This is a genomic window from Pseudoxanthomonas sp. UTMC 1351, from assembly GCF_040948865.1.
GTDB lineage: Bacteria > Pseudomonadota > Gammaproteobacteria > Xanthomonadales > Xanthomonadaceae > Pseudoxanthomonas_A.
Genome location: NZ_JAVGJT010000044.1, coordinates 1 through 12,797, shown reverse-complemented (window position 1 = coordinate 12,797; position 12,797 = coordinate 1). Strand labels below are relative to the sequence as shown.

Here is a 12,797-nt window from a genome sequence, read left to right as displayed (position 1 = left end):
CTGGGCGCTCCGCGCCAACAGGCCACCGGCTCCGCCGGGGCTCCCGCGTGCCCGGCTCACGCCGCATGTTTCCGCAGGTCAGGCGGGACGGTTTGCCGCTAAAGCGGCAAACCGGAAAAGGCTCAAAGCGGCAAACCGCTTTAGACCTTTCCCGGCAGAACTGCGATCTGCTCGTGACGCTAAACCGCTTTGACGGCTCCGCCGCAAACCGATTCAGAGCCACGACGTCGGGTCATCGAAGGAGACGATCCGCATGATGCCCGACAGCCCCGGGCCGTACCCGTCCAACACTGCATCGCTCAGCAGCTCCTCGGCGGTGACGACGTCGCCATCCTCGAGCAGCTCGGCGATCTCCCGGGACGTCGAGCTGGGGATGCCTACGCTCCCGATGTTGCGCCGCTCGGTGGTGCCGGCGTTCGGGCCGGACTTGATCAGCACCGTGACGTTGCCGGCGTTCATGCCGGCGACTCGGCTCATCCGGGCGGCCTGGAGACCGCGAGCTCCACCCAAGGAGCGCTGCACCTTCTGGCGGGCGCCCTTCTCCTTGCTGGCGCTGGGGCTTTGAGCTCCGCGCGCCCACCGGCGGACCGTCTGCGGCTTCACGCCGGCCTTGGTTGCGGTGGCTCGGATCGACTCGGCCCGGGCGTGCTTGGCCGCGTTGCTGATCTGTGTTGCCGTCGCGCCGGCGGCCTGAGCTGCCGCGGCCGCGGCTTCGGCGGCCTGGTCGGCGGCCCACTTCGCCATGTCAGCCAGGCCCATTCCCGCCGAGAGGCTGCGCAGCACTGCCAGCGGGGACGCGCCCTTGCCGGCTCCGCGGCCGCCGGCGCCGCCGCTTCCGCTCCCACCGGATCCGGGCTTGCCCTTACGGGGCTGGTTCGACTTCGTCCTCATGCCGACACCTCCTCAGCCTGTCCGGCCTCGTATGCGGCTCGCCAGCTCTCCGCGGTTGACCGGAGCCCGCGGAAGGAAGGATCGGCCGGCAGAGCGGCGCCTACGAGCTTCCAGCGGCCCGGCTGGACGTCATCGAGGTACGGCTCGCGCTCGCCCTTGGCGGTCACGCGGTGCCACTCGGCCAGGTCGACGCCGGCGCTCAGCTCGATAAAGGCGGCGTCGGCGTACTTGGCACGGACCACAGCCCCCGCCGGCAGGCGATCGAGCGCGCGCAGCATGTTCGCCTCGGCCTGCGCTCGCAGCAGCGCCGCCCAGTCGGGACGGTGCCACTCCGGCGGCGTCAGACCCTGTGTGGACGCGAGATAGCCGCCCAGCGCCTTGGTGTACAAGGTTTTGACCATCCGCAGCGCCCAGACGCCCGCCGGCGTCTCGTCGGCCTTCAACTCCTTGGACCAGTCGCGGAAGTGGCCGGCCAGGTTCGACAGCGCCCGGCGGTGCTCAGGCCAAACCAGCGCCTCGACGACGTCGAGCTGCACGCCCTTGTCGCGCTCGAGGTAGACCGCCAGCGGCGTCGGGATCCACATATCGGCCGGCAGCTCCAGGCCGTGCGGCGCGCCGTCGACGTCGGCGCCCAGGCGCACCCAGCCGGGCAGCTTGAACACGTTTGCCGGCAGCTCGTCGCCCGGCTCGTAGTGCAGCGGGTCGCCCTCGCCCAGCTCCACCGAGCTCGACGACGCGACGTACTGCGCGTTGACGTCGGCGGCCTGGATCCTCGAGTCGGCGGCAGGGTCGCCCGGGGTGACGATCCAGCTACGCGCCTTCCAGAAAGCGTCAGTGCGGCGCAGCTCCTCGAACAGGCCCAGGTCGCTGACCTTGGGCGCCTTCGCTCCCGGCCACTTGGTGTGACCCGACAGCAGCGCCGAGATCGTGCCGTGCGGACCGTGGTAGCGACAGCCGGTCACCTCGTGGAAGCGGCGCACGACGTCGGCGGCCTGCTCCTCGGTCAGCTCGGCCAGGTCGTCAGCGCCCAGCGCGCGGGACCACTTCACGGCCTCGGCGATCTCCTCGGCCTCGATCTCCAGCGCCTCACCACGGGCACGACGGCGCGACGATCCCGCCGGCGTACGCGCCGGGGCCGGCCGCGGTGCCGGGGCAGCGGGTGCGGGGGTCGACTCCTCGGCCGGCGCCGGCGTCTCCGCCTCGTAAGTCAGCTCCTCCTGTGCAGGCTCGCCCGCGGAAGGAAGGGCAGCGGCCGGCGGCTCACACGCGCCCAGGTGCAACGGCACGCCATCCAGCGAGGCCGACGCCAGCTCACCACACCCAGCGCACGGCGCGAGCTCGTCGAGCTTGGCCACCACTCCACCAGGCGCGGCCGGCGAGGAACCGTCATCGGTCGGACCCTCGCCAGGTCCAGCGCTGCCAGGTCCAGCCGGGCCAGACCCGGGACCTTCGTCCGTGTCGTCGGGCGTCTCCTCACCCTCGCCCCACACGGCCGACAGCGGCAGATCCCACACGCGCTCGAGGCGACCAGCGATGCGCCGGCGGGCCTGGCGCTGGATCTTGCCCGACTCGGTGCCGGTCGCGAGGCCGACGCCGGCGTTGTCCAGCACCTCAGAGATGCCGGCGACCGTGAGGCCCAGCTCGAGGCCGGCCTGCGTCGCGAACTTCTCCGCCAGCGGCGCCGCGACCTTGGGCAGCAGCAGCAGCCGCGTCTCGCCGGTTCGCGGGTGCGTGCGTACGTAGCCGACGCGGACACCGGAGGGGAGGAACACGTCCTCACCCATGCCGGGGCGCCAGCCGCACGCGGTCGGGGTCAGGCCGGCGGGAACCTCGCCGTCATCGGTGGCGATGTGAGCCTCTTGTGCGGTCATCGCCTCGCCGATCAGGCGCAGGAACAGCTTGCCCATGTCGCGCTCGTCGTCGGCGTCGGTGTCGGCCTGCGCGGCATCGACACACGCCGGCCACACCTGCGAGGCCAGGAAGGTCTCGGCCTCGGCCTCGGTCCAGACGCCGCCGTCGACCAGGACGCGAACCGCGAACGTCCAACCGACATAGACGTTGGAGACGTGATCGGCGGTGCGGGTCATGAACCCTTCCCGCTTGAGCGCGCGCTCTGCCGCCGCCTTCACCGAGCGCACCTCCTCGGCCAGCTCGGCCTCATCGCGGCCGGCGACCCACTGAATCAGCGCGGCCAGGAATGCCGATCGAGCATCCGCGGCGGCCGGCGCCTGGAGCCGCTGGACGGCCGGCAGGTTGATCTCGGCCCACTGCGAGGGGACGTTGAGCATCCTCGAGCGCGCCGACCACACCGACGGCAGCAGCTCGGCCGTCACCAGCGGAATCCCGCGGGGCTCGGGACCCTCGAGCATCTTGGACTCGCGCGAGAGCTTGTTACGCCCAGAGCGGTTGAACGCAGCTCGGATGAAGGTTCCCATCCGCTTGGCCGCTTGCGCCGGGCCGTTGTCCGGGGCGAAATCGTCGTAGATCACCACGATGTCAGCCGACCGGTTCAGGTACTGGATGCCGAACTTCTCGCTCGATCCGTGGGTCGGGTCCATCTGGATGGTGTGGGTCATCTCGCGGTGCAGCCGGCTACCGCCGAAGTGCTGCGCCGCCACGATCGCGAGCGCCGACTTTCCCGACATCGGGTTACCGACGAACGCGGGCACGAACTGGCTCCGTACGCCCAGCACAGCACGGTAGGCGGCGCCGGCCAGGACCAGGCCGACGCGCGGCGCGAGCTCCGGATCGGTCACCAGGCCCACCGAGTGCTCCGCGGCGGCCTTGAGCTCGGCCGGCGTGGTCGGGGGCGCAGGCAGGTGGTAGTGAGCCATCGGGCCGATGAAGGACGTCGGGACCGGTACCAGGCCCTTGGCGGTGATCGCGCCGCCGGCGTGGATGAACGCCCGGCCGATGCCCGGGAGATCTCGCCAGCCGGTGGCCTCGTGCTCGGCCAGGCGCTCGCACCGCAGCGACGTCGCCTTGACGGCCTGCGTCACCTTGGCTCGACCCTCACGGGTCGCGGCGTACTCCACATCGGGCCACAGCGCCTCGAGCCAGTCGCCAGACCTCCACTCCTTCGCCGTGACCGTCAGGAACAGCTCCTCATCCGTCGAGGGGTGACGCGCCACCAGCTCGACCCGCTCGAGGCGAGCCTGCGCGGCCTTGTCGGCCTTCTCCTCACCGATCAGGCCGCCCAGGACCTGCGCGACCATCTCGACGTCGCAGCCCAGCACCTGCCACAGATCCTCGGCCCACTCGCCGGCCTCATCCCGCTTCCACCGGACCTCGTAGAGCCGACGGCCGCGGACCTCGAAGACAGGCACGCCGCGCGCGTCGTCAGCGGCCTTCGGCGAGCGACGGGGGAAGTCGATCACGGTGCCCGGGGTGTCACCCTCGGCGGCGGTGTCAGTGACAGCGGACCTGACACCGAACAGGGCCGGGGTGACATTGCCGCCGGTGGCAGTGTCAGTGTCAGCCGCGGCGGCGGTGTCAGTGTCAGCCGTTCCGACGGTGTCAGTGACAGCCTCGCCGGCGGTGTCAGTGACAGCCTCGCCGGCGGTGTCAGTCGCCTCGAGCTCCGCCAGGCGCTCCTCGAGCTCGGCGCGTGTCACTGACACGAACTCGGCCAGGGTGCGGCCGGCGGTCAGGTGGTCGGTCGCGTCATTGCCCTCGGCCGGCTCCAGGAGCTCCACCGAGGCCGACACCCCAACCTGAGCGTCATAGACGTGCAGACCGTGGGCGTAGCCGGCGCGGTCGCGGTCGACGATGATTTTGACGTGCTTGTCGCGCAGCGTCTCGATGAACTGGGGCAGCCAGACGGCCTTTGCGCGGCCGTTGGTGTTGGCGGCGCCGAACGGTGCCGACGTAGCCGCCGCGGAGCCCACAGCGGCCCCTGAGAGCGCCTGAGCGACCGAATCGGCGTCCTTCTCCCCCTCGTCGACGTAGACCGTCTCAGCGGCCAGCACCTCCGGCAGGCGGTAGAGCACCCGGCGCGCCGGCGCGGGCATTCCCTTCCGCGGGCGGCCGTTCTTGTCGAAGGAGCGCGCGCTGTACTTCGCGACGCCGCCGCGCCACCGGCGGATGTCGTAGAGGATCGTTCCCTCGGCGTCGGTGTAGGGGTAGGTCGCCACCAGCTCGAGGCGAGCTCCGCCACCGGCACCACTGACAGCAGCGCCTGACACCGGCGATGTCATGTCACCCCGCCGCGCGGTGTCGGTGTCATTGGCAGTGTCAGTGACAGTCCGGGTGACACCCCGGCTGACACTGCCACTGACACCGGACCTGACAGCCGGCCTGACACCTGACACCGGACGTGACGTCCGCTTCGACCTGTCACCCCGGCCGCGCGGCGGGGTGTCAAAGAGGTCTGACATTCTCAGCCCGAGCGCCGCCACGATGTCAGCCGTCTCGCACGGCGACGAGAGCTGACATGACAGCATCGTTCGGCCGCCCTTGGGGCCGTCAGAGCGCCAGGTCACTGACAGGCTCGGGTCGTGGTCATCGTGCGCCGGGCACAGGCAATAGGTCTGCGATCGGCCCGGCTGACCGACCATCGCGCCGGCCTCGATCAGTGCGTCAATGACAGTGGCGTACGACGAGCCGTCTGCCACAACGTCTTCAATGTCAGCGTGTGACACTGCTACCCTCAAATCCGTAGGAGTGACCGGGAAGCGCCACCGCAAAGTTCGCGCAACCCGCCGTCTTGAACCCCCGGAGCCGCGGCCAACGGCGCCGGGGGTCACTCTTTGTCAGGCCATCTACGCGGCCTTCCCCGTTGCCGGCGCCACCAGCAGGCGCGCCAGAGCTGCCATGCCCTCCGCCGCTGCGACGGCCGCGGCCGGGTCCTTCTTCATTTCCTCGACCAACTGCGGGTCGAGCACACCAATGCGCATCGCGTCGACCAGAGCGAGCGCCACCGACTCCGGCAACTGCACCGCCGCGCCGCGACCGGCACGCTCCGCCAGGAGCTCCGCCGGCAGCAGCTTGGATGCCAGCAGACGCACGCTCGCCTTCGAGCGGCCGGCGGCCTTCGCTACGTCGGTCAGCGACCAGGTCGCACCCGGAGTTTTGTGCGTAGTCATAGCCGAAAACGTAGGGCTCCGCGCTCACAACCAGCGCGGAGACACGCCGTCGAGCCGCGGTCGGAGTTACATTCATGCGCTTTCCTCCCGGGCAGCCTTGGGCCGGTTCCGCTCCCAGCGGCGCAGGTCCGCCGGCGCGTACAGGTTCGCCGCGCCCTTCTTCGTGACCGCGGCCGGAAACTCCGGGTCGCGGCCCGCGCTGGCCCGGCGGAGCACCGCCAGCGAGCACGACACGATCCGCTTGTCGGCGGCCTCGCGCAGCGAGATCGGCGACTCGATCAGGGTCAGATCACCCTTTGACTTCGAACCGGTTTCGGCCTTTGACTCCGAAGCGGTTTGAAGTGAAACCGCCTGTGACGCACCCTGCGACACTGCGACGGTCTCACCCTGTTTCCCCAGGTCAGAGGCCAAAGTGACACCCTCTGCGACATGCGACACGACAGGCCCCGCGGAAGGAAGGGCAATGGGCTCGGCGAGCTCCTGGCCGGCCGTTTCAGCGGCCTCGACGGGGGTCACAACCTCGCCGATCGCCTGACCCTCCGGGCGGAAGAACAGCGCCCGCGGGCGCGCCTTGGCGGCGGCCTCGCCGGCGGGGATGGTCTCCTTCATCGACTCGGCGCGAGCCTTCTTGGCCGCGGCTTCGATCGCCTCCTCGTCGGCGCCGGCCTCGCGGGCAGCAGCCGCGGCGGCCTCGGCGGCCTGGTTGGCGGCCTCCTTGTCGGCGAATACCGACCAGGCCAGCTCGCGCATGTCAGAGCGCGAGAGCTTCGGCCCCTGAAACTCGGTGACCGACGATCCCATCGCCATGAAGAACCGGCCGGCGCGGTTGGTCTCGCGCGGGGTCACACCAGGCGCGAGGAAGTTCCACGTCTGCGGCGTGGTGCCCTTACCCATGATTCGGCCGACGTAGTTCTCTCGAGCGTTGGCGCCGCCCATCGTGGTGGCGTCGGCTCGCTGCGCCGCGCTCAAGACGTGCAGGCGAGGCTCGCGGCCCATGTAGGCCACCTCTCGCAGCGTGGCCAGGCTCGGGCACTTCTTGGGCAGCTCCTCGGCGGTCTCGGCCTTCACGCGCTCGCGGTGCAGGTCCCACCAGGGCGCCATACGCTCCATCAGCGCGTTTCGCTCCTCGACGATGATCAGAATGCGGGGGTAGTCGTCGATGGCGTGCTCGTCGTCGTCGGTGGCGCGCTGGCGGTGGTCCATCTCGCCGTCGACGAGCATCAGACCCTCGTGCATCTCCTCCATTGACCGGCAGTAGAGGACGTTGGGGTGACCGTTGGCCCAGCGGTGCGAACCGCGCTTGGGGTCCAAAATCACCACACGGCCGCCGCGGGCCAGGACCTGAATCGCCAGCAGACCAATCAGCACCGACTTACCGCCACCGGTGCCCACCGAGAGCGCGATGTGCGGGGACTCGGCGTCCAGGTCGACCAGGACGACCTTTCGGCCGCGGCCCAGGCCCAGCACGAACTCCGGGCCGGCTACCTCCTCGATCGCGGCGGCCAGGTCCTCGAGGGAGACGTTCTGCGGAACCTGCGGGCGCCAGCGGTACTCCACCGACGGCGAGGAACCCACCAGCTCGTAGCGCGAGCGCATCTCCGAGGCCGGCAGCGCGAGCTTGGTGTAAACCGCGGTGTCGATCTCGGTGCGACCCTTGGCGTCGCCCTCCTCGTCGGCCTGGACGTCGTCGACGAAGTCATCGGGCAGCGCAACCTTGATCACGGCGCCCTCGCGCTTGAAGTGGCGCGGGATCGTCAACCAGGCGTTCGGCTTCTCCGGGTCGAAACCCAGCATCGGACCGAGGACCAGCGCCAGCGGCCGCACGTAGCGGGCCATGTGCTCGCGACGCTGCCACCGGATGATCCAGGACGCCACCAGGGCGCCCAGGCCGACGCCGGCGGTCAGCACCGCGGACGTGCCCGTGATGACGGGGTGGGTGGTCCAGGCCCACCACACGCCGATCAGCGCGGCGGGCACCAGGACGCGAATCGCGCCGCGCTTCCAGCCGGCCAGCAGGTCCCAGCGCAGCGGCTCGCCGCCGGTGAAGTAGGCCGAGAACGAGCGCCGGTCGGACTCTGAGAGCCAGCCGGTGCCGTCGTGGGTGAACGTGGCGTTGGTGAGCCGCTGACCGGTCAGGGGCAGGCCGAACACGTACCTCAGCGGTACCGAGATCAGCCAACCCAGGAACGAGCTGCGCTCCCGCTTGGTCGTGTTCGTCTTCATGGGTCACTTACCTCCCGCGTTGGCGACGGACACAAGGACCGTCGCGATAGCTCCTGCAATGACCGCGATCGAGACCAGCGCGAACCCGACGATGTTGAAGCTCAGGAACGCGGTGATCTCGACCAGGGCAAGGACGCCGAAACCGAACGCCGCCCACTTGGCCTTCTTCTTGCCGGCCTTGAACGCCTTTTTCGCGTTCTCCCAGGCGCGGCCGGCCAGGCTCTGGCCCTTCTTGGTCTTCTTCCCGCGGCCGGCCTTGGCCTTGCCCTTGCCGCGGGCCTTCTTCATCGCCTCGCCGATCCGGCTGTGCTCGGTGACACGGATCCGCTGACCGTTGACGGTGCGGGTGTGGCTGCGAACGGTGCTCATGCCGCACCGCCCCACGTACGCCGCTCAGCGGCGATCAGAGCGGCCGGCAGGTGCAGCGCCTCCTCATGGGTCAGGGACAGCGCGCGCAGCGCCACAGCGCCGCCAGGAGTCACCACCGTGAACCGGCCCGGGCGCCCCGTCCGCCCCCTCAGCGGACGGGACACACCCGGGGCGATCGCGTGCCACGCGGACTCGGAAAGACGCTCGCTCACGATCCGCGTGGCGTACGCGGGGCGGTTCGCGTTGAGCACCGGGGCGCGGTACGAGCTGGTGACCAGGTGGATTCGCATCTTCGGGTCGGCGGCCTCGAGCTTGAACAGTGCCTTGACCGCCGGCGACTCCTTGGAGCTCCACGGCATCCGAGCCTCAGCCCAGAACTTCCGCAGGATCTCGACGATGGTGTTGCGCTCCTCGACGACCAGGACCAGGCGGCGCACCGCTCGCAGGGCACCGGAGGGCAGCTCCTCGCGCTCCTCCAGGAGCTGCGCGACGCGCACGAGCTGGTGGTGGATGTCGTCCGCGCCGACGGCCGCGGTCACGTCGGGGTGAACCTCGGCCCAGCGGTACGTCCGCTTGCCCGGGTCCAGGACGACGACCTCGGCGCCGTGGGCGAGGTGCTGGCCGATCATCGAGCGGATCAGCACCGACTTGCCCGAGCCAGCGCCGCCGGCGACCAGGACGTGCGAGGCGTCCAGGTCGATCGACTCAACCTCGCCACGATTGCCCAGGCCGAGGACGGCCGTGGAAGCGCGCGCGGCTGCGATCGCCTCGTGGACGTGCTCGAGCTCCACCGGCGCCGGCCGGGTCGAGCTGGTCGACGCGTTGCGGTGGTTGCGGTTCCAGATCTTCATCTCATTCACTCCGTCTCGCTGGTGATCTCGCAGGTGATCTCGCTGGTGATCTCGTTGTTGAAGGCGACGACGCCCAGGGCGATCGGCAGCAGACCGTTGGCGCGGCGCGCCGGCGGCCAAACCTCGGTGCGGGTCGCGTGACCCTCCAGCGCCGCAGCGCGGCGGGCGGCCTCGAGCTCGAGCATCTGGGCCAGAGCCGGGAACCGGTCCTCGGTCACCACCGGCTCCGCCGGCGCGAACCCATCCCGCGGAAGGAAGGGCAGGATCTTGGCCTCGACGACCTCGCCGGCCTTGGTCTCGGCGACAGGGATAGTCGCCACCTCGGGCGCGGCGGCCTTCACGTGCGCCCGGTCGACGCCGTGCGCGGCTACCGCGAGCCGCACAGTTCCGGCGGCCATCCCGGCGGCCGCGGCCACACACATGCCCTGCGCGACGTGGCCCCACAGGCCCACGGGCTGGGTCATCCAATCGATCAGCTCGAACATCACTTGCCTCCCTTGCGGGTCAGCGACCGGATGCACCCACGGCACACCTCGTCGCGCTTCACTACTGACAGCCGCTGCGGCGCCATCAGGTGCCAGCGGCTCAGGCGCCGGCCACAGGCCGTACGCGCGTAGGAGCCGAGACCAGCCCGGCCCATGTCGATGTGCCAGAAGTCGCCGCCGGCGACCCTGACCATCTGCGGGTCAAGAACCGTCATCACGCCGCGACACCGAGGAACCGGCCGTAGGTGGTCTGCTGGGCAGCGGCCTCCAGCTCGCGGATGTCCTGGCCGAGCTGGTCGGCCTCAACGTGGATCTCACCGAGCCGATCGCGGAAGACCTCGAGGCCGGCCGGGGTGGCCCCGCCGTCCTTGATCAGCGAATCGGCGACGGCGGCCAGCTGGTCCGCCAGGGCCGAGATCAGCTCGGCCGTCTCGACTGCCTCAGTGTGCGTGTGCTGCGTGTTCATCTCTGCCTCCCGAAAGTTTGGATCCTCGGATCTTTGTATCCGAAGTTGAGACGACGATAGCACGAACTTCGTATCCGAAGTTGTACGATCTCTGCCATGACCCGCACACACGCACGCGTCCCGCGCTACATCGAGATCGCAGACGATCTGCGAATCGCCATCGAGAACGGCGAGCTCGCACCCGGCGACCCGATCCCATCCATGGCAGAGCTCGAGCGGCGTTACGGCGTCTCTGAGGCCGTCGTCCGCGCCGCGGTGCGGTCACTCAAGGCGCAAGCTCTCATCAGCACGTCACAGGGCCGGCGGCCCACTGTCCGCCGGCGCGTGGTCGAGGTGGCCGCCTCGAATCTCCTTTGGGTCGAGGGCAAGAAACTCACCCGCGGCACCGAGGAGGAGCGCCTGCAGATTGGCTCACTCGAATCCCTCACCGGTCGCTCGATCCACGAGGACGACAGCGAGCTGGACCCCCGTTTCACTCAGACCACAGCCGACGAAGCTACGCCCGGGTTCGACCCCGGAACCCCGGTCCTCCACCGTGAGTACCGCACCCTCGACCGCACCACGGGAGTCCTTCTCCTGTGGTCGGAGTCGTGGCTGCCCCTCGACTTGGCACGCAAGAATCCCGCGTTGCTCGACGAGGAGACCGAGCCATGGGCCGGCGGGACCCTGCACCAGCTCTGGACCGTCGACGTCGAGATCGTCCGCCGGGACGACACCATCACCGCCCGGCCGGCCACCACTGTCGAGGCCCAGCGATGGGACACCGAGCCCGGGTCACCCTTGCTCATCGTCTCCTTCGTCGCGTACGACACCGACGACAACGTGGCCGTCTCCGGCCGCGCCATCTACCCCGCCGACCGATCGTCACTCGAATACACAACGCAGATCCCGACCTTCGCCGACATCGACCGCCAGGCCGCGCCGAAGGAAGGGTGAACCATGCCTGTCATCTCGCTCATCACTCCCGTGCACGCTCCAGCCGCCCAGTACCTCGAGGCCGCCCACAACTCGCTCACCGCGCAGGTTCTGCCGGCAGGGTGGAGCTGGGAGTGGGTTATCCAACAGGACGGCGACGACTACGAGCTGGACAACGTGCCCGTCGACGAGCGCATCCGTTTTGCCGCCGGCCGACGAGGCGGACCTGGCGTCGCGCGCACCCTCGCGCTCTCCCGAGTGACCGGATCACTCGTGAAGGTGCTCGACGCCGACGACCAGCTGGCGCCGGGCGCGCTCGCCCGCGACATCGACGTACTGACCACAAACCCGGGCATTGGGTGGACCACAAGCCGCGTGCTCGACCTACTGCCCACCGGCGAGACAGTCGGTTTCGACGCCGACCCGCCGGCCGGGCGCCTGGAGCTGGGATCAGTTCACAGCCATTGGCTCGCCCACGATTGGCGCGCCCAGGTTCACCCCGCCACCCTCTGCATCCGCTACGAGCTACTCCTGGCGCTGGGCGGATGGATGGCCCTGCCGGCCTCCGAAGACACTGGCCTACTACTCGCCGCTAATGCCATCTGGCCCGGTTGGTTCATCCCGGAAACAGGTTTGCTCTACCGCAAGTGGGAAGGGCAGATCACCGCCCATCTCTCCCACGCCAGCGACAGTGAGCGCGACGCCCGGATGCACGTCATCCACGAGCGCGTCCTCGCACTCCAACATCTCCTACGCCCAGGGGTTTAGATCTAAACCCTTATAGACGTTTGACTGCAAAGGCCATAGACTGGCCAGCATGGCTTTGATCATCGCGTACGCCAGCGGCCCCAAAGGCGGCACCGGCAAGAGCACCGACGCCATTCACTCGGCGCGGGTTTTCGCCGATGTCGGCCTCAAGGTGCTCGTGGTCGACGCCGACGACGCGCACACCATCGTTGATGTTGTCGCCCGCGGCGATGACGCTCACTTCCCCTTCGACGTCGCCGACGCCGTCGGGCAGATCGACAAGCTGGGCGAGCTGCGCAAGGGCTCGCGCTATGACGTCGTGATCGTCGACCTGCCCGGCGCCAAGGCCGGCGCGTTCCTCGCGATGCTCGCCGGCACCGACGGGCGGCCCGTCGCCGATCTCGTCGTGCTCCCCTGCCGGCCGCGGTTCATCGAGGTACAGCCGATCGTCCGCGCGATCGATCACGAGGTAGTGCCGGCAGGCATCCCCTACCTACTCGTGCTCGGGATCGTGCACACCAACAGCGTCCACCTCGCCGAAGCTCGACGCGACGAGCTGCGCGGCCGCGAGCTGCACGGCAAGCCCGCACCGATCGCCGTAGCCGACACGATCATCCGCGACTTCATCGTCTACGACGAGGCGAACGAGGCCGGCCGCACCGTCTTCGACATGCCCGGCCGCCGGTCCTACGCCCGGGTCGCCGAGACCGAACAGCGCGCGCTCGCGCGTGAGGTTCTGTCGCTCCTCAACCACCCGGCCGCCCAC

The 12,797-nt window shown here is 69.7% G+C and carries 12 protein-coding genes; 3 read left to right on the top strand and 9 right to left on the bottom strand.

Translation table 11 applies throughout. From position 1 onward, the window contains the following. Positions 1-213 precede the first annotated feature (213 nt). The 9 genes from AB6O04_RS19840 to AB6O04_RS19800 all read right to left on the bottom strand — a co-directional run bounded on the left by AB6O04_RS19840 (position 214) and on the right by AB6O04_RS19800 (position 10,369). Positions 214-891 carry a hypothetical protein gene (locus AB6O04_RS19840; protein WP_368566140.1) on the bottom strand — a complete coding sequence of 226 codons (678 nt, stop codon included), beginning with the start codon at positions 889-891 and terminating at the stop codon, positions 214-216. Then, the gene (locus tag AB6O04_RS19835; protein WP_368566138.1) at positions 888-5,024 is read right to left on the bottom strand and encodes a hypothetical protein; all 4,137 of its coding nucleotides are present in this window, start codon (positions 5,022-5,024) and stop codon (positions 888-890) included. Before AB6O04_RS19835 ends, AB6O04_RS19840 begins: the two co-directional genes overlap by 4 nt. A gap of 627 nt (positions 5,025-5,651) precedes the next feature. Further along, a complete protein-coding gene (locus tag AB6O04_RS19830; RefSeq protein WP_368566137.1) occupies positions 5,652-5,975 on the bottom strand; it encodes a hypothetical protein in 324 nt (107 codons plus the stop codon). Between the two features lie 72 nt (positions 5,976-6,047). Beyond that, positions 6,048-8,198 carry a hypothetical protein gene (locus AB6O04_RS19825; RefSeq protein ID WP_368566136.1) on the bottom strand — a complete coding sequence of 717 codons (2,151 nt, stop codon included), beginning with the start codon at positions 8,196-8,198 and terminating at the stop codon, positions 6,048-6,050. A gap of 3 nt (positions 8,199-8,201) precedes the next feature. Continuing rightward, positions 8,202-8,567, bottom strand: coding sequence for a hypothetical protein (locus AB6O04_RS19820; RefSeq protein WP_368566135.1), 366 nt, complete (start codon positions 8,565-8,567; stop codon positions 8,202-8,204). Next, a complete protein-coding gene (locus tag AB6O04_RS19815; protein WP_368566134.1) occupies positions 8,564-9,418 on the bottom strand; it encodes an FtsK/SpoIIIE domain-containing protein in 855 nt (284 codons plus the stop codon). The genes AB6O04_RS19820 and AB6O04_RS19815 overlap by 4 nt, the downstream gene beginning before the upstream one ends. Before the next feature lie 5 nt (positions 9,419-9,423). Beyond that, on the bottom strand, positions 9,424-9,903 hold the full coding sequence (locus AB6O04_RS19810) for a hypothetical protein (protein ID WP_368566133.1): 480 nt from the start codon (positions 9,901-9,903) through the stop codon (positions 9,424-9,426). After that, a complete protein-coding gene (locus AB6O04_RS19805) occupies positions 9,903-10,118 on the bottom strand; it encodes a hypothetical protein (protein WP_368566132.1) in 216 nt (71 codons plus the stop codon). The genes AB6O04_RS19810 and AB6O04_RS19805 overlap by 1 nt, the downstream gene beginning before the upstream one ends. Further along, the gene (locus AB6O04_RS19800) at positions 10,118-10,369 is read right to left on the bottom strand and encodes a hypothetical protein (RefSeq protein WP_368566131.1); all 252 of its coding nucleotides are present in this window, start codon (positions 10,367-10,369) and stop codon (positions 10,118-10,120) included. The genes AB6O04_RS19805 and AB6O04_RS19800 overlap by 1 nt, the downstream gene beginning before the upstream one ends. 96 nt (positions 10,370-10,465) lie before the next feature. On the opposite strand from AB6O04_RS19800, the gene AB6O04_RS19795 reads away from it, so the two are divergent. The 3 genes from AB6O04_RS19795 to AB6O04_RS19785 all read left to right on the top strand — a co-directional run. Then, positions 10,466-11,305, top strand: a complete 840-nt coding sequence (locus AB6O04_RS19795) for a GntR family transcriptional regulator (protein ID WP_368566130.1) — start codon at positions 10,466-10,468, stop codon at positions 11,303-11,305. A 3-nt stretch (positions 11,306-11,308) separates the two neighbouring features. Next, entirely contained in the window at positions 11,309-12,052 is a 744-nt protein-coding gene (locus AB6O04_RS19790; RefSeq protein ID WP_368566129.1) for a glycosyltransferase, read from the top strand. A 49-nt stretch (positions 12,053-12,101) separates the two neighbouring features. After that, the coding region (locus tag AB6O04_RS19785) for a hypothetical protein (protein ID WP_368566128.1) at positions 12,102-12,797 on the top strand (696 nt) is incomplete at its 3' end.

Bases quoted from the DNA above. Each gene is read 5' to 3' on its own strand.
- AB6O04_RS19840 (WP_368566140.1), bottom strand. From the start codon at position 891: ATGAGGACGAAGTCGAACCAGCCCCGTAAGGGCAAGCCCGGATCCGGT.
- AB6O04_RS19830 (WP_368566137.1), bottom strand. From the start codon at position 5,975: ATGACTACGCACAAAACTCCGGGTGCGACCTGGTCGCTGACCGACGTA.
- AB6O04_RS19825 (WP_368566136.1), bottom strand. From the start codon at position 8,198: ATGAAGACGAACACGACCAAGCGGGAGCGCAGCTCGTTCCTGGGTTGG.
- AB6O04_RS19820 (WP_368566135.1), bottom strand. From the start codon at position 8,567: ATGAGCACCGTTCGCAGCCACACCCGCACCGTCAACGGTCAGCGGATC.
- AB6O04_RS19815 (WP_368566134.1), bottom strand. From the start codon at position 9,418: ATGAAGATCTGGAACCGCAACCACCGCAACGCGTCGACCAGCTCGACC.
- AB6O04_RS19810 (WP_368566133.1), bottom strand. From the start codon at position 9,903: ATGTTCGAGCTGATCGATTGGATGACCCAGCCCGTGGGCCTGTGGGGC.
- AB6O04_RS19805 (WP_368566132.1), bottom strand. From the start codon at position 10,118: ATGACGGTTCTTGACCCGCAGATGGTCAGGGTCGCCGGCGGCGACTTC.
- AB6O04_RS19800 (WP_368566131.1), bottom strand. From the start codon at position 10,369: ATGAACACGCAGCACACGCACACTGAGGCAGTCGAGACGGCCGAGCTG.
- AB6O04_RS19795 (WP_368566130.1), top strand. From the start codon at position 10,466: ATGACCCGCACACACGCACGCGTCCCGCGCTACATCGAGATCGCAGAC.
- AB6O04_RS19790 (WP_368566129.1), top strand. From the start codon at position 11,309: ATGCCTGTCATCTCGCTCATCACTCCCGTGCACGCTCCAGCCGCCCAG.